Here is an 18,573-nt window from a genome sequence, read left to right as displayed (position 1 = left end):
GGACGCGGCGAAAATCCCGATTCGCGCCGAGGCCGGGCGTTCAGGCTGGGACCCGAGGCTAGCAGGCAGTTCGGGTCGAACCGCTTTGCCTGAAGGCGGTCGACGCCTTTTCGCCGCAGACCACGAGACTTGTGACCCGAACTGCCTGCTAGCATCGGGTCCGTGCCTGAACGCGAGGCCTCGGTGCGAATCGGGATTTTGGGCGCGGCCCGCATAGCACCGTTGGCGCTCATCAGCCCGGCCCGGGAAAGCGCCGAGGTGGTGGTGTCCGCGATTGCTGCCCGTGACGTGTCTCGTGGTCAAGCCTTTGCCGCCAAACATGGCATTGCCCGGGTGCACGCCAGCTATGAGGCTCTGGTGGCCGATCCAGACCTGGACGCTGTCTACATCCCGCTGCCGAACGGCCTGCACGGCAAATGGACTCGGGCTGCGCTTGTTGCGGGCAAGCACGTGCTGTGTGAGAAGCCGTTTACTGCCAATGCCGCCGAGGCTCGTGAGATCGCCGAATTGGCCGCAAAGTCGGACCGGGTCGTCATGGAGGCATTCCATTACCGCTACCACCCGTTGACTGTGCGTGTCGAGGAGATCATTGCCTCGGGCGAGCTGGGCACACTGGAGCGGGTGGAGGCGGCCTTGTGCTTTCCCCTGCCGAGATTCGCCGACATCCGCTACAACTACTCCCTTGCCGGCGGGGCGATGATGGATGCCGGAAGCTACGCAGTTCACATGACCCGTACCTTTGGCGGCTCGACCCCGGAAGTCGTTTCGGCCCAGGCGAAGTTGCGTGACCCGGAGGTGGACCGGGCCATGATGGCCGAGTTGCGGTTCGCGAGCGGACACGCTGGCCGCGTTCGCTGTTCGATGTGGTCGTCGGATCTGCTGCGAGTGAGCGCCAAAGTGGTTGGCGACTGCGGCGAGCTACGTGTGCTTAATCCGGTGTTACCACAGGTTTTCCATCGGCTGTCCGTCCGTTCAGCCGACGGCAAGCGGGTGGAGCGCTTCTCGAAGCGCGCCTCCTATGCGTATCAGCTTGATGCTTTCGCTGCGTCAGTGCTGCGCGGCGCACCGGTGAAGACGACGCCAGAAGACGCGGTCGAGAACATGACCGTCATCGACGCGATCTATCGCGCTGCTGGCCTGCCGTTGCGCAAGCCAGCCTGAACGCTGATCCCTTAGCTCAGTTGGTCGTTCAGGCAATCAGCTGGTGAAATGCACCTGGTTCATGTGCGCGGCCACCCGCAAGGCGTTGGCCGCGACCGTCAAACTGGGATTCAAACCGGTGCTGGAAGGAAAGAACGAGGTGTCCACCACATAGAGGTTGTCCACTTCGTGCGCCCGGTTGTGTGGGTCCAGCACGCTGGTTTTGGGGTCGGTACCGAAGCGGCACGTGCCGCAGACATGGCCCACGGAGGCGTTGTTTTCGCCATCTCGCAAGGTGACTTTGCGAAACGGCTGGAGCACCTCTTTCAACTGCCGCATAAACACTTTGCGGCGCTCGATCTCGCTGGCGTGCAGACGATACTGAAGCCGCAGCCGCTGGCGGCCGTTCAAGATTGGGCGGTCGGATGGCAGGACGCAGTTGCCTAGGTAGGGCAGGTCTTCGGTGATCGATGCCAATACCAGTCCGCCGTTGAAGAACCGCTCATAGCCCCAGCGAACCGCTGGATTCATCAGGCGCAGCGCCTTCGCCCGCCAGCCCGGGCCGGTGCTCAACACCTCGATGGGCAGCATCGAGCCGAACGACTGCACGGTGCCGTATTTCTCTCCCTCCCAAAAATAGAAATCGTTGAGGCCGATCTCCTTGTTTTGGGCGGTGATCTTGCAGTCGGGTTGGGGCCAGATCTCGATCAAATCGATCAGATGGCGCATCAGGTTGCGCCCCACCAAGTCTGAGCCATTGGCCAATCCGCGTGGCCAATCACCCGAACGTGAATTAAGCAACAGCAGCGGGGTGGCCAGCGCACCGGCGGCCAGCACCACCACCTTGCCCTTCAGCGCCAACATGCCGGAGGCGCTCTCGCAAATCACTTGGCGGACTTGCCTGCCGTCTGCTTCCAGGCGCACGGCCCGGCATTCGGCCAACAGGTGCGCGCCGTGCTCGGTAATGGCCGGCAGCAGGCAGTTACGAGCGGCGTCGTTTTTGCAGGACTGGTGGCACAGATAGCCCTGACAGGTGGAACAACCATCGGTGTAATCACAGGCCATCGGCAGGTGGTAGGGATGCAGTCCGCGGCCTCTCAGATACTCGACTAGCGGTTGGTTGTCTGCCGAGAACGGCGGCGCCGCGGGCAGCCCAACATCATTTGCCTCCGGTCGTAAGGGATCGGGTTGGCCGCGAACTCCCAGCTGCTTCTCCGCTGCTGCGTACCAGGGGCGCAGTTGGTCGTAGCTGATCGGCCAGGCATCCGGCACGGTCGAATCGCCCGGGTCGCGGAAATTTTGCCGCGGAGTGAAATCGCGCACGAAAAAGCGCTCGCAGACCATGCCATAGAGGCCCGACGACCCTCCCGTCCCGCTGCCGAGGAACGGCACGAACCGCCGCGAGAAGCGCCCACTGATGTCTTCGACTTCGTCGATTGAGCGTCCGGCCCGGGCCAGGGCGTCGTAATAGGCCTCGGCGGAACGGCCCGCCAGCGGCTCGGCCAATTCCGGCATCGAAGCGCGGATGATCCCGGGCACGCCCGGCAGTGTTGAGCGGCCCTTCTCAACGAACAGCACCCTGCGGCCGGACCGGGCCAGCGAATAGCCCAGCATCCCGCCCCCCATGCCGGTGCCCACCACAATCGCGTCCCACACAACGCGTTCCGCCTCGCGCGCGGTCAGGTCGCCGTCAACCAAAAAGGAGCTCCTCAGGGGACGATAGCCAAGCTTTGCCCAGTTTGGGCGAATCACGAACCTACCACCTACTGCCACAGGCAGGCCGAACTTCCCCTTGCCGCACGTGGGAGCTACCTAAACATGACCGATACCCTTGAATATGCCTACGGGCACCGGAAGTGAAAGGTCAGGACCCCGTTGAAATTTGTGCTGGCAAGCTTTGGAACTCGCGGCGATGTCGAGCCTTGCGTCACTGTCGGCCGTGAGTTGCTGCGCAGGGGGCACGACGTGCGCATGGCCGTCCCACCGGATCTGGTTGGCTTCGTCGAGTCGGCTGGGCTGGCGGCGGTTGCCACCGGTCCGGATGTGCATAGCATTTTGGACGACCACCGCAAGTTCTGGACGCAATTCTTCAGCAAGCCTTGGAGAATCCATGATCTGATCAGGTTGCGGCGCGAAGTTCGGGAGCCCGTTACCCGGTACTGGACGGAGATCAGCACCACGCTGAAGTCGTTGGCGGACGGGGCCGATCTGCTATGCACGAGCCTGAATTTCGAGGGCGCCGCTGCCAATGTCGCCGAGTATTACGACATTCCGTTGGCCACGCTGCATTATTTTCCCGTCCGAGCCAGCGGCCAACTCCTGCCAATCCTGCCCCCGCCGTTAAGTCGTTCTCTAATGAAGGCGTTCGACTGGCTGGGTTGGCGCGCGGAGAAGAAGTTCGAGGATGTGCAGCGCCGCGAATTAGGGCTACCAAAGGCAACTCGCCCTTGGACGCGACGGATCGCCGAACGTGGCTCGTTGGAGATCCAGGCTTACGACGAGGTGTGCTTCCCTGGGCTAGCAGCTGAATGGGCGGAATTCGATGGGCGACGTCCTTTTGTCGGGGCGCTGACGTTGGAGTTGCCAACCGACGCCGATGAGCAGGTCACCTCATGGATTGCCGCGGGACCACCGCCGATTTTCTTCGGCTTTGGCAGCATTCCTGTCGAATCACCCGCCGACACGGTCTCGATGATCAGCGCGGCGTGCACGCAGTTAGGCGAGCGGGCGTTGATTTGCTCTGCAGGGACCGACTTCAGCGGCGCTCCCCATTTCGAGCACGTCAAGATGGTCGGCACGGTGAACTATGCTGCTATCTTTCCGGCTTGCCGCGTAATCGTCCACCACGGTGGCACGGGCACCACTGCCATAGGGCTGCGCGCCGGGGTCCCCACGTTGATCCTTTCGACGGACCTCGATCAAACGCTCTGGGGGTCACGCGTCAAACAGTTGAAAGTGGGCCTCGCCCGGCGTCTTTCGAGCACTAACCAGGAATCGCTTGTCGCGGACCTCAGCACCGTCCTCGCCCCGGACTACGCCAGCCGGGCTCGCGAGATCGCGACCCAGATGACTAAAGCCGCCGAAAGCGTTGCGGCCGCTGCTGATCTTGTGGAACGTACCGCCCATTTGCGGCATGTGAGCTGATCGGGGAGAGCGGGCCGCCGCAATGATTTGTGACGGCCCATGCCCGAGGGGCTGGAAAGCGAATTCGTTTAATTTGGCTCAAAAAGCTTTGCTGACAAGTACCAGTAGTCACTTTAATAACGCGTTGCTATTTCGGCGCTATTTCAGAGCTAGAGTCGGCCTGTCGGTACACGCCACGAAGTAGGCTACGAAAGTGGACAACGTACTCGATCTCGTCGACCAGGCCACGTTCGATATCGGGCGAGCAACTGGAGTCAGCACCCAGTTGCAGTGTTTGTGGGTGTACGACGGCCCCGTCGATATCGAGGGTCTGCGGCAGTTCCATGGCCATCTTCAGCGAGGGCGGTTGTCTCGGTGTATCGAGCGGTCGCCGTTGCGGGTTGGCCGCCACCGCTGGGTGTCAGCTGAGCGCTCATCTGAGATGGAGGTCGTCGCGGCGCCACGGCCCCGGGAAGAATTCGACGCCTGGCTCGGCGAGCAGGCCAGCGCGCGGCTGGATTGCGAGCAGGGACCTGGATGGCATCTTGCGGTGCTGCCGTTTACCGATGGCGGCGCCGGGGTGAGCTTGCTGGTCTCACATTGTCTGATCGATGGCGTGGGGCTGTGTGAGGCGGTGGCGGATGCGGTGTTGGGCCGCGACGATCCGATCAGTTGGCCGGCGGCCGCGTCGCGGCGGCGGTGGCCGGCGCTGCGCGAGGATGCCCGCCAAGCCGGGCGCGACACCCGCGGCATCAGCCAGGCCGTCGTCGCCGGGGTCCGGTTAGCCCGCCGTACCCGCCGGGGTGCAAAAGCTGCCCCACCGCTGCCTACCAGGCCACTGACGCTGCCCGCCGGAGCGGACGAACCCGTAACGCTGGCAACGACAACGATATTCGTCGATGCCGATGAGTGGGAGGCCCGCGCACATTCACTCGGCGGGACCAGCAATGCACTGCTTGTGGGATTGGCCGGCCACGTGGCCCAGCGACTGGGACGAATCACCGCAGGCGGCTCGCTCACCCTGAAGATGCCGGTCAACGAGCGCGTCGCCGGCGATACTCGCGCCAACGCGAATAGCGATATCGCGGTCGCGATCGACCCTGCACATGCGACGACAGACCTGCGCGAGATCCGGGCCGCAGTCAAACAAGCGCTGATTGACTACGGGGAGGAGGCCGATGAGCGTCGAGCACTGTTATCGATTGTCCCCCTTTTGCCGCAGCGACTTTTCAGACGAATGATCACCGTGGTTGCCGGTGTCACCTCGTCAAACCTCGGCGTGGTCAATCCGGCCACGAGCCGACCGGATGGCACAGACGCCGACTACTTCGCGATGAAGATTCTCTACTCGGGCGTGTCCAAGGCGATGATGCACCGGTTCGGTGGACGGCTGTTCTTGCTCGCCGGGCGAGCGCGTGGACATGTCTCCATCTCGGTGACTGGTTATCAACCAGGCCATCCCAACACGAACGATAGTTTGCGACAAGAAATGTCGAGGGCCTTGAGCGACTTTTCGCTCGCCGGCACGCACTTCGGAGCGCACCAGGATCACATCCCATTGAAGGAACCGCCACGTCAGCTCCACGATCCAGGCGATTGACGCGCCTGCCCCGCGACTATTCCCAGGATTCCGGCATCATCGAGGACTGCCACCGGATGTATGCGTGGACGATGTTCAGGGCTGCGAAGCCGATTATGTTGCAACACCGCGGTTTCGGTGTCATTTCATTTCAGGGTGGAACCGATCTCTCGGCATGGCGCGAAGTACGGTACGAAGATGGGCAATGTGCTTGATGTGGTCGACCAGGCGGCGTTTGACATCGCGCAACTGACCGGAGCTACCACCGAGTTGCAGTGTGTCTGGGTGTATAGCCACCCCGTTGACTTCGAGGGGTTGCAGCGGTTCCACGACCACCTTCGGCGGGGGCGGTTGTCGCGTTGCATCGAGCGGTCGCCACTGCGGATTGGCCGCCATCGCTGGATATCGGCCGGTCGATCCTCGGAGCTGGAGATCGCTCCGGGACAACCGCGGGCAGAATTCGATGCTTGGCTCTGGAAGCAAGCCCGCACACCGTTGGATGTCGAGCGCGGACCCGGATGGCACCTAGCCGTGATGCCGTTTACCGACGGTGGTGCTGGGGTGAGCCTGGTCGTTTCGCATAGCTTGATCGACGGGGTGGGTCTGTGCGAGGCACTGGCCGATGCGGCGTTGGGACGCGAGGACCCGATTAGTTGGCCGGCCGCCGGGTCGCGAGGGTGGTGGCAGGCGTGGCGTGAGGACGCACGCCAAGCCGCGCGCGACATCCGCGCCATCGGCCCCGGTGTTGCTGCCGCGCTACGGGTCGCCCGGCATGGCCGAGGCGGCACCAAAGCTGCCGCCTCGCGGGCGGCCAAGCCGCTTGAGTTGCCCGCCGGCGCCGATGAATTCATCGGCCTGCCAACGGCAACGATTTTCGTACCGGCCGACGAGTGGGAGGCTCGCGCACGGGCGCTCGGCGGGACCAGTAATGCGTTGCTGGTGGGGCTAGCGGCCCGGCTGGGTCAGCGCGCTGGGCGGATTACCGCCGATGGTTCGATCACCGTGGGGATGCCGGTCAGCGAGCGCGTCGCCGGTGATACGCGCGCCAACGCGCTCGGTGATGTCATTGTCGCGGTCGATCCTGCGCCTGCGACGACGGATCTGCAGGGTATCCGGGCCGCGGTGAGGCAAGCGCTGACCAGTCGAGACATGCGCGATGACGAGCGGGCAGCGATGTCAATCGTCCCTTTGTTGGCTCTGGTGCCTAAGCAGCTGCTCCTCAAGGCCGGCCGCGGCGGTGGTGGTGCGGTCGGAGCTGTCTCATCCAACGTCGGGGTGGTCAACCCGGCCGCCGGCCGCGTCGACGGTACCGACGCCGACACGTTCGCGATGACACTTCTCAACTCGCACGTTCCCACCGCGATGCTCGACCGGTTCGGGGGACGGCTGTTTTTGCTTTCCGGACAAGCACAGGGGCATGTCTTCGTTTCGGTGACGGGTTATCAGCCGGGCCGTCCCAACTCGAAAGAGGATTTGCGTCGCGATCTCGTGAGCGCCTTAAACGAGTTCTCGCTCACCGGCACGCGCCAGTAACCGCCTGGCCCCGGCGCCCGGATCCACCCGGCTCAGAGCCCCGATCGGGGGCAATGGGCTATGAAGTGGTGTAGGGTCGCGGCGCCTGCGAGCGCGGGAAAAACTGCACGTCCGCGGCGTAGTGCTTGCTCAACGGCGCAGACCGGAAAGCCAAACGTATTGCCGCAGTTCACCGGAAGTCACCGCTGCTAGAACCCGCGCTTGCCCGAGGCCTCCGGATGATGTGGCATTATGGACTTCGTCGAAACCCGGACGAACCCGACGGTCTTGCACTACCGTATAGTTTAACTCATGTCGAACAGAAGGGTGCAGGGGCCCGGGGAGCGTCAGTCGCTGCGATCGCGACGGCAGCTCGTCGGTCTTGGGCATCGACGTGCAGCAACCCAGCCGGTGGCTGACTTTCGCCGATGTTCGGGCCGGCTGACGGACGGTTCACGGGGAGGTGAACCGCGCTGCGTGCTCGGACCAGATCGAACGGAACTTGACTGATATTCGGCGAAGAATTGCCCGGGGCTACGGCTGCGCGGAATTCTGAGAATTGTGGAGTCAAACCACATGGCTTTGGGGGAGATTCAATGGAACCTGACGACGGTGGACTTCCGCTGACGCGCGGTCAGCTGGATATATGGCTTGCCGAGGAAACGGGTCTTGTTGGGGCCAAGTGGCAACTGGGCGTATTTGTTCAAATCGCGGGACCGATAGACCCTGACTTATTCGAGTCGGCGATCCGCGAGGTGGTGTATGAGGCCGAACCGCTGAGAGCCACCTTTCACGAGGTGGGCGGCCAGGTTTTCCAAAAGGTGGTCGACCACCCGGACGTTGAGCTGGCTCGCTACGACCTGATGGATTCTCAGAATCCTGCACAGGACGCCTACCAATTGGCATCGTCGATTCAACGAACACTCATGCCGCTGAACGGCCCTTTGTTCAAATTCGCATTGCTGCAGACCCGGCCGGACGAATCTTATTTCTTCGTCTGCTGCCACCATATTGTGGTCGACGGAATCGGCCTTGCTCTTGTTTTACATCGGATTGCGACTGTCTACAACGCGCTTGCCTCTGCCACGCCGATCCCGCCTGGGTTCTTCGGGTCGCTGGATGAGCTGGTTGCGTGCGAGTCGGAATACGAAGCTTCCAGCGATTATCTCGATGACCAGGACTTTTGGGCCAGTCAGCTGACGCCGGAAAGCGACGCGGCGTCTCGGATGGTGCGCAACGGCGGCGGACCTGACCGCGATGACTCCTCTGCGCCAATTAAATTGGACCCGTCTGCCGTTGCCGGCATAGACGAGCTGGCGAAGGCGCTGGGCATGCGTCGCTCGTCGGTAATTACGGCGGCGTGTGCGCTGCTAGTGGGCGGTAGCGACACCGAGGGTTCGGACGTCGTGTTCGACTTTCCTGTCAGCAGGCGCGTGCGTCCCGAGGTGAAGCTCGTTCCCGGAATGATTTCGGGAGTGGTTCCCCTGGTTCTGAAACCTTCGCCGAACGCGACGGTTGCCGATTTCTGCAAACATGTCGATGTCCGAATCCGCGAGACGCTGCGGCATCAGCGGTTCCCTACGCGCTCCATCGAAAACGCCGCGCGTCCCCATGGCAGCGCTGAGCAGGCATCGAAACGAGTAGCGGTTAACTTTATTCCGACTACGCATATGACGGACCTTGCAGGTTCTGCGGTATCGGCGACCTTGACGCACGATGGCCTGGGCGATCAGTTTAGGCTGGTTTTCTTCAGGGACGACGACCAGCTGTTTCTCAGCACGCCCGGTACTGGGCAGTTATTTGCAGATTGCGATCTCCCCGGTTTGGTGACGCGCCTAGAGCGCGTATTGCTGGAGATGGCGAACGATCCCGCGCGGTTGTTGTCGTCTGTCGATGTGCTGGACGCCGATGAACATGCCCGGATGAATGAGGTCGGTAACCGTGCTGCGTTGACGGCAAACGCATCGCCTGCGGCGTCGATTCCAGCCTTATTTGCCGCGCAGGTGGCGCGTGCCCCCGAGGCGGTGGCGCTAGTTTGCGGGGAGCGTTCCTGGACATACCGCGAGCTTGATAACGCCGCGAACCGGTTGGCGCAGCTATTGGCTGCTGAGGGCGTAGGCCCGGATAAGTGCGTGGCACTGCTGTTTTCGCGCTCCGCTGAGGCGATCATGTCGATTCTGGCGGTCTTGAAAACCGGGGCGGCTTATTTGCCGATCGACCCGGCGGCGCCGCCAGCGCGGATGGAGTTCATGATCGCCGACGCCGCGCCTATCGCGGCGATCACCACCGCGGGCCTGCGGTCTCGGCTCGATGGCTCCGATCTGCTGGTCATCGATGTCGAAAACCCCGAAATCCAGACGTACCCGGGCACACCATTGCCGGCGCCCGCGGCGGACGACGTTGCCTACCTGATCTACACGTCGGGCACCACCGGCGTTCCCAAAGGTGTGGCCGTCACCCATCGCAACGTCACGCAGCTGATGGAGTCGCTGGATGCCCACCTCGAGCTGGCGGGACAGGTGTGGTCGCAGTGGCATTCGTTGGCTTTCGATGTCTCGGTATGTGAAATCTGGGGTGCGCTGTTGCACGGCGGGCGGCTGGTCGTGGTGTCTGAGGCGGTGGCGCGCTCGCCGGAAGATTTCCATGCCTTGCTGAGCACGGAACAGGTCACCGTCCTCAGTCAGACACCGTCCGCGTTCTATGCGTTGCAAACCGCCGATGCGTTAGCTCCTGAGCTTCGTGATCAGCTCAAGCTTGAGACCGTGCTGTTTGCCGGCGAAGCGCTGGAGCCTGAGCGCCTCGGGACGTGGTTGGACAATCACCCAGGGCTGCCGCGCCTGATCAACCTGTATGGCACCACCGAAACGACCGTGCACGCCTCGTTTCGGGAGATCCTTCACAGCGATGTCGCCAGCGGCGCCAGTCCCATCGGGGGGCCATTGACGCACCTCGCCTTCTTCGTGCTCGACAGCTGGTTGCGGCCGGTCCCGGCGGGCGTGGTCGGAGAATTGTATGTGGCGGGGTCCGGCGCTGGATACGGCTACCTGCGCCGGGGCGGTTTGACGGCGTCGAGATTCGTGGCCTGCCCGTTCGGGGAGGCCGGCGCGCGGATGTACCGCACCGGGGATTTGGTGTGCTGGGGCGCCGACGGCCAACTGGACTATCTAGGCCGCGCCGACGAGCAGGTCAAAATCCGCGGCTATCGCATCGAGCTTGGTGAGGTGCGCGCGGCCCTAGCCGAGCTGGACGGGGTGGAGCAGGCGGTGGTCATTGCCCGCGAGGACCGTCCCGGCGACAAGCGCCTGGTGGGTTATGTCACCGGCACAGCCGATCTGGCGACAGCGCGACCGAAACTGGCCCACCGGCTGCCGGGGTACATGGTGCCGGCGGCGGTGGTGGCGCTCGAGGCGCTGCCGCTGACGGTCAACGGCAAACTCGATAAAAAGGCGTTGCCGGCTCCGGAATATCAGGATGTCGATCGCTACCGCGCCCCGGACAGTGCGGTTGAGGAGATTCTGGCCAGCATCTACGCCCAGGTTCTCGGTGTCGAGCGGGTCGGAGTCGATGACTCGTTCTTCGAACTCGGTGGAGACAGCATTTTGTCGATGCAGGTCGTGGCGCGGGCCCGACTTGCCGGTTTGGTGTGCCGGCCACGCGATATTTTCGTCGAGCAAACCGTGGCCGGGCTGGCCCGGGTGGCCCGGGTGGCCGACGGCACATCTGGTGCCGTCGATGACGGGGTCGGGCCAGTGGTGGCCACCCCGATCATGCGGTGGCTGGAAAGTGTCGACGGTCCGGTCGATCAGTTCAACCAGACGTTGGTAGTGGACGTCCCGGCCGGCGTGACCGAGGCCGATGTGGAAGTGGTGCTGCAGGCGTTGATCGACCGCCATGCCATGCTGCGGCTGCGCGTCGACGACGACGGCGCCGGGGGTTGGTCGTTACAGGTGCCCGAAGTGGGGTCAGTGAATGCCGGCGCTTGCCTGCGATCGGTGGATGTGTTGAGCGACGAGGTGCTGGCAAAGGCGCGGTCGTTGTTGAACCCGTCCGCAGGGGTGATGCTGAGCGCGTTGTGGGCCGGCTCGACAGGGCAGTTGGCGCTGATCGTTCATCACCTGGCTGTTGATGGTGTGTCGTGGCGAATCATCTTGGAAGACCTCAACATTGCCTGGGCCCAGCATCACAGTGGACAGTCCGTGGAATTGCCGAGCGGTGGGACGTCGTTTGCCCGGTGGTCGTCGGCGTTGGCTGAGTACGCGCGCACACCGGCGGTCCTGAAGCAGGCCGACGCCTGGCGGCAGGTGGCGGCGACGCCTGCGGTGCTGCCGGCGGTGCGACCCGAGGTGGATACCTACGCCACGGCCGGGCGCTTGTCGATGGATCTGGATGTCGAGACCACCCAGGTGCTGCTTGGTGAGGTGCCGGCAGCATTTCATGCCGGGGTACACGACATCTTGTTGATCGGGTTCGCCTTGGCGCTGGCGGAGTTTTACGGCACGGCCAGCGCACCAATCGGCATCGACGTCGAAGGCCATGGGCGCGACGAGGAGTTGGCTACCGATGTGGACCTGACTCGTACCGTGGGATGGTTCACCACCAAATTCCCGGTGGCGTTGGCCGTCGCTGGACTGAATTGGGCGCAGGTAAGAAGCGGCGAAGCTGCGCTGGGCGCGCTGGTCAAGGACGCCAAAGAACAGCTTCGGGCACTCCCCGAAGGTGTGAACTACGGCGTGCTGCGCTATTTGAGCCCCGAAGTGGACTTGGCCGGGCCCGAGCCGGCGGTCGGATTCAACTATCTGGGTCGTCTGGGCGCATCGGCGGCCGAGATGTCCAGTGATCTCTGGCGGATCAGCCCGGAAAGCTTGTCATTGGCCGCCGCTGCCGCGGCGGTGCCCATGCCGCTGATGCACACCGTGGACCTCAACGCCGCCACCATCGACACCGACGCCGGGCCGCAACTGCAAGCCAACTGGACCTGGGCGCCGTCGGCGCTGAATCAATCGCAGGTCAGCCGGCTTGGCCGGTTGTGGTTTGAAGCCCTCGCCGGTATCTGCGCACATGTGGGCGGCGGCGGGGGTGGGTTGACGCCCTCTGATCTCGCGCTTGTCGGGCTGAGTCAGCAGCAGATCGACGAGCTCCAGCGTCAATATGCGGATCGCTGACGTCTTACCGCTGACCCCCCTGCAGCAGGGCCTGCTCTTTCACGCCGGCACCGCGCAGGGTAGCGGCGACGATCTGTACGCGGTGCAACTCGATATCACCATCAGCGGCCCGCTCGATCAGCACCGGCTGCATGAGGCGGTGCAGACGGTGGTCAACCGCCACCCAAACCTGGTGGCCCGCTTCTGGGAACGATTCGGCGATCCGGTGCAGATCATCCCCGCCGACCCGGCGGCGGCGTGGCGTTACGTCGACCTCGACCAAAACACCGATGTCGAGGAGCAGATCCAGCAGCTGTGCGCTGCCGAGCGCGCAGCGGTCTTCGACTTAGCCGAGCAGCCGGCCTGTCGGGCGGCGTTGGTCCGCACCGGAGCCGACCAGCATCGCTTTGTGCTGACCATCCACCACATCGTGGTGGATGGCTGGTCGCTGCCGATCCTGCTGGGCGAAATCTTTGCCAGCTACACCGGGCAGTGGCTGCCCGCGGCCGCGCCGTATCGCCGGTTTGTCGGCTGGCTGGCCGGCCGGGATCGCGACGCCGCCAGCGCGGCCTGGCGTGAAGTGCTGGCCGGGTTTGAGACCCCGACCTTGGTGGGGCCACCGGATCGGTTGGGCCTCGGGCAACGAGGTGTGGCCTCGTTTCGACTACCTGAGCAGATCACCCGCGCGGTCAGCGAGCTGGCCCGCTCGCAGCAGACGACCGTCAACACTGTGCTGCAGGGCGCTTGGGCGTTACTGCTGAGTTCCCTGACCGGGCAACACGATGTCGCATTCGGTGTCACGGTCTCGGGGCGACCGGACGAGGTGCCCGGCGCGGACTCCATGGTGGGTCTGTTGATCAACACGGTGCCAGTGCGGGCGACCATCACCGCGGCTACCACCACCGCAGACCTGCTCAACCAATTGCAGACGGCCTACAGCCACACCCTCGAACACCAGCACTTGGCGTTGAGCGAGATCCACCGGGTCACCGGCCAGGAACGCCTCTTCGACACGCTTTTCGCGTTCGAGAACTACCCCTTGGACACCGACGCGTTGTCCGACGTCGACGGGTTATCCGTCACCAAGTTCAGCAACCGCGAATACAACCACTACCCGCTTGCAGTGCAGGCGCTCCCCGGCAACGAGCTGGGACTCCGCGTCGAATTCGACACCGATGTCTTCGACGCGGACCGCATCGAGGCACTATTCGAGCGTCTGCGGCGGCTGTTGGTGGCCATGACCACCGACCCCACCCAACGACTGTCGTCGGTGGAAGTCCTGGATGCCGGTGAGCATGCCCGGCTGGATAGGTGGGCCAACCGAGCGGTGTTGACGGCGCCGGCGGGGCCGGCGATGTCGATTCCGGAGTTGTTCGGGGCGCAGGCGGCGCTCAATCCCGACGCGGTGGCGCTGTCCTTCGAAGGCCGGTCGATGACCTACCGGGAGCTGGAGGAGGCGGCTAACCGGTTGGCGCACCTGTTGGTCGATCAGGGTGTGGGTCCGGGTCAGCGCGTGGCGTTGCTGTTTCCCCGGTCGATTGAGGCGATCGTGGCGATCTTGGCGGTGCTCAAGACCGGGGCGGCGTATTTGCCGATCGATCCGGTGGTGCCGTCGGCGCGGATGGAATTCATGGTCGGTGATGCCGAGCCGGTCGCGGCGGTCACCACAACCCGGTTGGCCGACCGGCTGGACGGACATGATCTGCCGATCATCGATATCGACGACCCTCGCATCGATACCTATCCGTGTACCGCGTTGCCCGCGCCGGCAGCCGATGACATCGCGTATCTGATTTACACCTCGGGCACCACCGGTGTTCCCAAGGGGGTGGCCATCACCCACCACAACGTCATCGAGTTGCTGAAGGCCGCCGGCGAGGGCCTGGAGCTGGCGGGTCGGGTGTGGACGCAATGGCATTCGCTGGCGTTCGACGTCTCGGTGTGGGAGATCTGGGGCGCGCTGCTGCATGGTGGGCGCTTGGTCGTGGTGCCCGAGTCGGTATCGCGTTCGCCGGAAGAGTTCCACGCCTTGCTGATCAGCGAGCAAGTCAGCGTGTTGAGCCAGACTCCGTCGGCATTTTATGCATTGCAGACCGCCGCTGCGCTGGCACCAGAACTGGACGAACAGCTCAAACTCGAGGCGGTGGTGTTTGCCGGTGAAGCGCTGGAGCCGCCCCGTCTTCGGAACTGGTTGGATCACCACCCGGGTCTGCCGCAGCTGATCAATATGTATGGCACCACCGAGACGACGGTGCATGCCTCGTTTCGGGTGATCGTCGATGACGACGTCGACAGCAACGCCAGCCCCATTGGCGGGCCGCTGGGCCACCTCGCATTTCTGGTGCTCGACCGCTGGTTGCGACCGGTGCCCGCCGGGGTGGTCGGAGAGTTGTATGTGGCGGGTTCCGGCGCTGGGTATGGGTATGTGCGCCGGCCAGGGTTGACGTCGACGCGGTTTGTGGCTTGCCCGTTCGGGGGTTCTGGAACACGGATGTATCGCACCGGCGATCTGGTGCGGTGGGGCGCTGACGGGCAGTTGGATTATCTGGGCCGTGCCGATGAGCAGGTCAAGATCCGCGGCTATCGCATCGAACTTGGTGAAGTGCGGGCGGCGCTGGCCGGGGTCGACGGTGTGCAGCAGGCCGAGGTTGTCGTCCGGGAGGACCGCCCGGGTGACAAACGTCTGGTCGGTTATGTCACTGGGAGCGCCGACCCGGCGGTCGCGCGCACCGCGCTGGCCGAACGGCTGCCTGCTTATATGGTGCCGACGGCCGTGGTGGTGCTGGATGCGCTGCCGTTGACGGTCAACGGCAAGCTGGACAAGAGGGCTCTGCCGGCGCCGGAGTATCAGGATGTCGATCATTTCCGCGCCGCGAGTGACCCGGTCGAGGAAATTCTGGCCGGCATCTACGCCCAAGTCCTCGGACTCGAGCGCGTCGGCGTCGACGACTCGTTCTTCGAGCTGGGCGGAGATTCGCTCTCGGCGATGCGGGTAATCGCTGCGGTCAACAAATCTTTGGATGCCGCCCTTTCGGTGCGAATCTTGTTCGAGTCGCCGGCGGTTGCCCAGTTGGCGTCGCGGCTAGGTGGTGACGGACGTGGCTTAGAGCCGTTGGTGGCCGGTGAGCGGCCAGCGGTGGTGCCGTTGTCGTTTGCCCAGAACCGGTTGTGGTTCTTGGATCAGTTGCAGGGACCGTCGCCGATTTACAACATGGCGGTGGCGTTGCGGCTGTGTGGGCAGTTGAATGCCGAGGCGTTGGGTACCGCGCTGAGCGACGTGGTGGCCCGGCATGAAAGCTTGCGGACGCTGTTTGCCGCCCCGGACGGCGTGCCCCAGCAGTTGGTCGTTTCTGCCGAAATCGCTGAGTTGGCTTGGACTGTTGTCGATGCCAGCGGCTGGCCGGCAAGCCGGCTGGAGGAGGCCATCGGCGAAGCAACGCGTTACCCGTTTGATTTGTCGACTGAGATCCCGTTGCGCGCAACTCTTTTCACCCTCGGCGCGGATGAGCATGTGCTGGTGGGAGTGGTGCACCATATCGCCGCCGACGGGTGGTCGATCGCCCCGTTGGTGGCTGATTTGGGGGTGGCGTATGTCGCCCGGTGTGCCGGGCAGGCTCCGGGTTGGTCGCCGCTGCCGGTGCAGTATGTCGATTACACGTTGTGGCAACGTACGCAGTTCGGTGATCTCGACGACAGCGAGAGCTTGATCGCGTCCCAATTAGCCTACTGGGAAGGCGCTTTGGCCGGGATGCCGGAGCGGTTAGAGCTGCCGACAGATCGGCCCTACCCGCCAACTGCCGACTACCGTGGCGCCACGGTCACGGTGGACTGGCCGGTCGAATTGCAGCAGCGGGTGCGCAGCGTAGCCAGTGAGCACAATGCGACCAGTTTCATGGTGGTGCAGGCCGCTCTGGCCGTGTTGTTGTCGAAGATCAGCGCGAGTTCCGATGTGGCGGTGGGGTTCCCGATCGCTGGACGCCGCGATCCTGCGCTCGACGATTTGGTGGGCTCTTTCATCAACACGTTGGTGTTGCGGGTCGATGTGGCTGGCGATCCCACCGTGGGTGAGTTGCTGGAGCAGGTCCGCGCGCGCAGCCTGGCCGCCTACGAGCACCAGGACGTGCCCTTCGAGGTACTCGTCGAGCGGCTCAACCCAACCCGAAGCCGCGCCCACCACCCGCTGATCCAGGTGTTGTTGGCCTGGCAGAACAATCGGCCCGCCTCGTTGAGTTTGGGTGATCTGCACGTCACCCCGCTGCCGGTGGACACCCACACCGCCCGGATGGATCTGGCGTTCTCGTTGTCGGAGTGTTTCACCGAGGACGGCGATCTTGCCGGTATCGGCGGAGCGGTGGAATTTCGCACCGATGTGTTCGACGCGGCCAGCGTCGAGGCGCTGATCGAGCGGTTGGAGCGGGTGTTGACGGCGATGACCGCCGAACCGACCTGCCGGGTGTCGACGGTGGATCTGGTCGATGCTGAGGAGTACACCCGGCTGGATCGGTGGGGCAACCGGGCCGTATTGACGCAGCCGGAGACGGTGTCGGAGTCGATTCCCGCCTTATTTGCCGCGCAGGTGGCCCGTGCGCCGGAGGCGGTCGCACTGGTGTGCGGAGACAATGCGTGGACCTATCGCGAGCTCGATGAAGCCTCGAATCGGTTGGCGCACTTGTTGGTTGAGCGAGGTGCGGGTCCGGGGCAATGTGTGGCGTTGCTGTTGGAACGTTCGGCCGAGGCGGTCGCGGCGATCCTGGCGGTGCTTAAGACCGGTGCAGCGTATCTGCCGATCGACCCAAGCCATCCCGATGCGCGGATCGGGTTCATGGTGACTGATGCAGCGCCGATCGCTGCAGTCACCAGCGCCGATCTGGCCGGGCGGTTCGACGGGCATGACCTGGTGATCATCGATGTCGCCGACCCCGCAGTGGACAGCCAGCCTTCGACTGCATTGGCGGCACCTGCGGCCGACGACATCGCGTATCTGATTTACACCTCGGGCACCACCGGGACGCCCAAAGGCGTTGCGGTCGCTCATCGCAACGTGACCCAACTGGTGGCGTCGCCGGACGTCGCACTGCCCTACGCGGGGGCGCGGCCCCAGTACCACACCTTGGCCTTCGACACCTCGGTCTGGGAGATCTTCGGGTCCTTGTTGCAGGGCGGGCGACTGGTGGTGGTACCCGATTCGGTAGCACGGTCACCGGAAGACTTGCACGCCTTGCTGGTTAGCGAACGGGTCAATATGTTCGCCCAGACGCCATCTGCGGTGGCGGCGTTATCGCCGCAGGGGTTGGAGTCGGCGATGTTGATCGTCGCCGGTGAGCCTTGCCCGGCGGAGATCGTGGACCGGTGGGCGTCGCCGGGGCGGGTGATGCTCAACGCCTACGGCCCCACCGAGACCACGATGATTGTGACGATCAGTGCGCCGCTGATACCGGGGTCCGGGGTAGTGCCGATCGGTGCCCCGGTGCCCGGGGCGGCATTGTTCGTGCTGGACAAGTGGTTGCGTCCAGTGGCGCCGGGTGTAGTCGGCGAGTTGTATGCGGCCGGGCGGGGCATCGCATGTGGATATTGGCGTCGGCCCGGGTTGACCGGGTCGCGGTTTGTGGCGTGTCCCTTCGGGGGTGCTGGGGCCCGGATGTATCGCACCGGTGACTTGGTCCGTTGGGGTCCCGACGGGCAGCTGCAGTATCTGGGCCGTGCTGATGAGCAGGTCAAGATCCGCGGTTACCGCATCGAGTTGGGTGAGGTGCAGGCCGCGCTTGCCGCAGTCGACGGTGTCGAGCAGGCGGTCGTGGTTGCCCGTGAGGACCGCCCTGGTGATAAGCGGCTGGTCGGTTATGCGACAGGGACCGCCGAGCCAGCGACCGCGCGGGCTGCCTTGGCGGAGCGGTTGCCGGCGTTCATGGTGCCCGCGGCGGTGGTAGTGCTGGATGCGCTGCCGCGGACGGTCAACGGCAAACTGGATATTCGCGCGCTGCCCGCGCCGGAGTACACCGCTGCTGAGTATCGGGCGCCGACCAACGCCGTTGAGGAAATCCTTGCCGGTATCTACGCCCAAGTGCTGGGGGTGGCGCG

At 64.1% G+C, this 18,573-nt stretch carries 7 protein-coding genes; 6 read left to right on the top strand and 1 reads right to left on the bottom strand.

All coding sequences use genetic code 11. The features are described from left to right. Positions 1-162: 162 nt before the first annotated feature. Entirely contained in the window at positions 163-1,161 is a 999-nt protein-coding gene (locus A5707_RS13435) for a Gfo/Idh/MocA family protein (RefSeq protein WP_156657900.1), read from the top strand. 36 nt (positions 1,162-1,197) lie between these two features. On the opposite strand, the gene A5707_RS13430 is transcribed toward A5707_RS13435, so the two are convergent. Then, positions 1,198-2,838 (bottom strand): GMC oxidoreductase, encoded by a 1,641-nt coding sequence (locus tag A5707_RS13430; RefSeq protein WP_065014960.1) that lies wholly within the window; start codon positions 2,836-2,838, stop codon positions 1,198-1,200. 177 nt (positions 2,839-3,015) lie between these two features. Here A5707_RS13430 and A5707_RS13425 point away from each other — a divergent pair, with 177 nt between their 5' ends. From A5707_RS13425 to A5707_RS24960, 5 genes are all read left to right on the top strand, one after another. After that, positions 3,016-4,284 (top strand): glycosyltransferase, encoded by a 1,269-nt coding sequence (locus A5707_RS13425; protein WP_065014959.1) that lies wholly within the window; start codon positions 3,016-3,018, stop codon positions 4,282-4,284. A 193-nt stretch (positions 4,285-4,477) separates the two neighbouring features. Next, entirely contained in the window at positions 4,478-5,863 is a 1,386-nt protein-coding gene (locus A5707_RS13420) for a hypothetical protein (RefSeq protein ID WP_065014958.1), read from the top strand. A 177-nt stretch (positions 5,864-6,040) separates the two neighbouring features. Beyond that, the gene (locus A5707_RS13415; RefSeq protein ID WP_065014957.1) at positions 6,041-7,375 is read left to right on the top strand and encodes a hypothetical protein; all 1,335 of its coding nucleotides are present in this window, start codon (positions 6,041-6,043) and stop codon (positions 7,373-7,375) included. A 575-nt stretch (positions 7,376-7,950) separates the two neighbouring features. After that, a complete protein-coding gene (locus tag A5707_RS24965) occupies positions 7,951-12,516 on the top strand; it encodes a non-ribosomal peptide synthetase (RefSeq protein ID WP_065014956.1) in 4,566 nt (1,521 codons plus the stop codon). Beyond that, the coding region (locus A5707_RS24960; RefSeq protein ID WP_156657897.1) for a non-ribosomal peptide synthetase at positions 12,503-18,573 on the top strand (6,071 nt) is incomplete at its 3' end. The genes A5707_RS24965 and A5707_RS24960, both read left to right, overlap by 14 nt.

Source organism: Mycobacterium kyorinense (assembly GCF_001672775.1).
Taxonomy (GTDB): Bacteria; Actinomycetota; Actinomycetes; order Mycobacteriales; family Mycobacteriaceae; genus Mycobacterium; species Mycobacterium kyorinense_A.
This window is presented reverse-complemented; position numbering and strand designations above follow the sequence as displayed.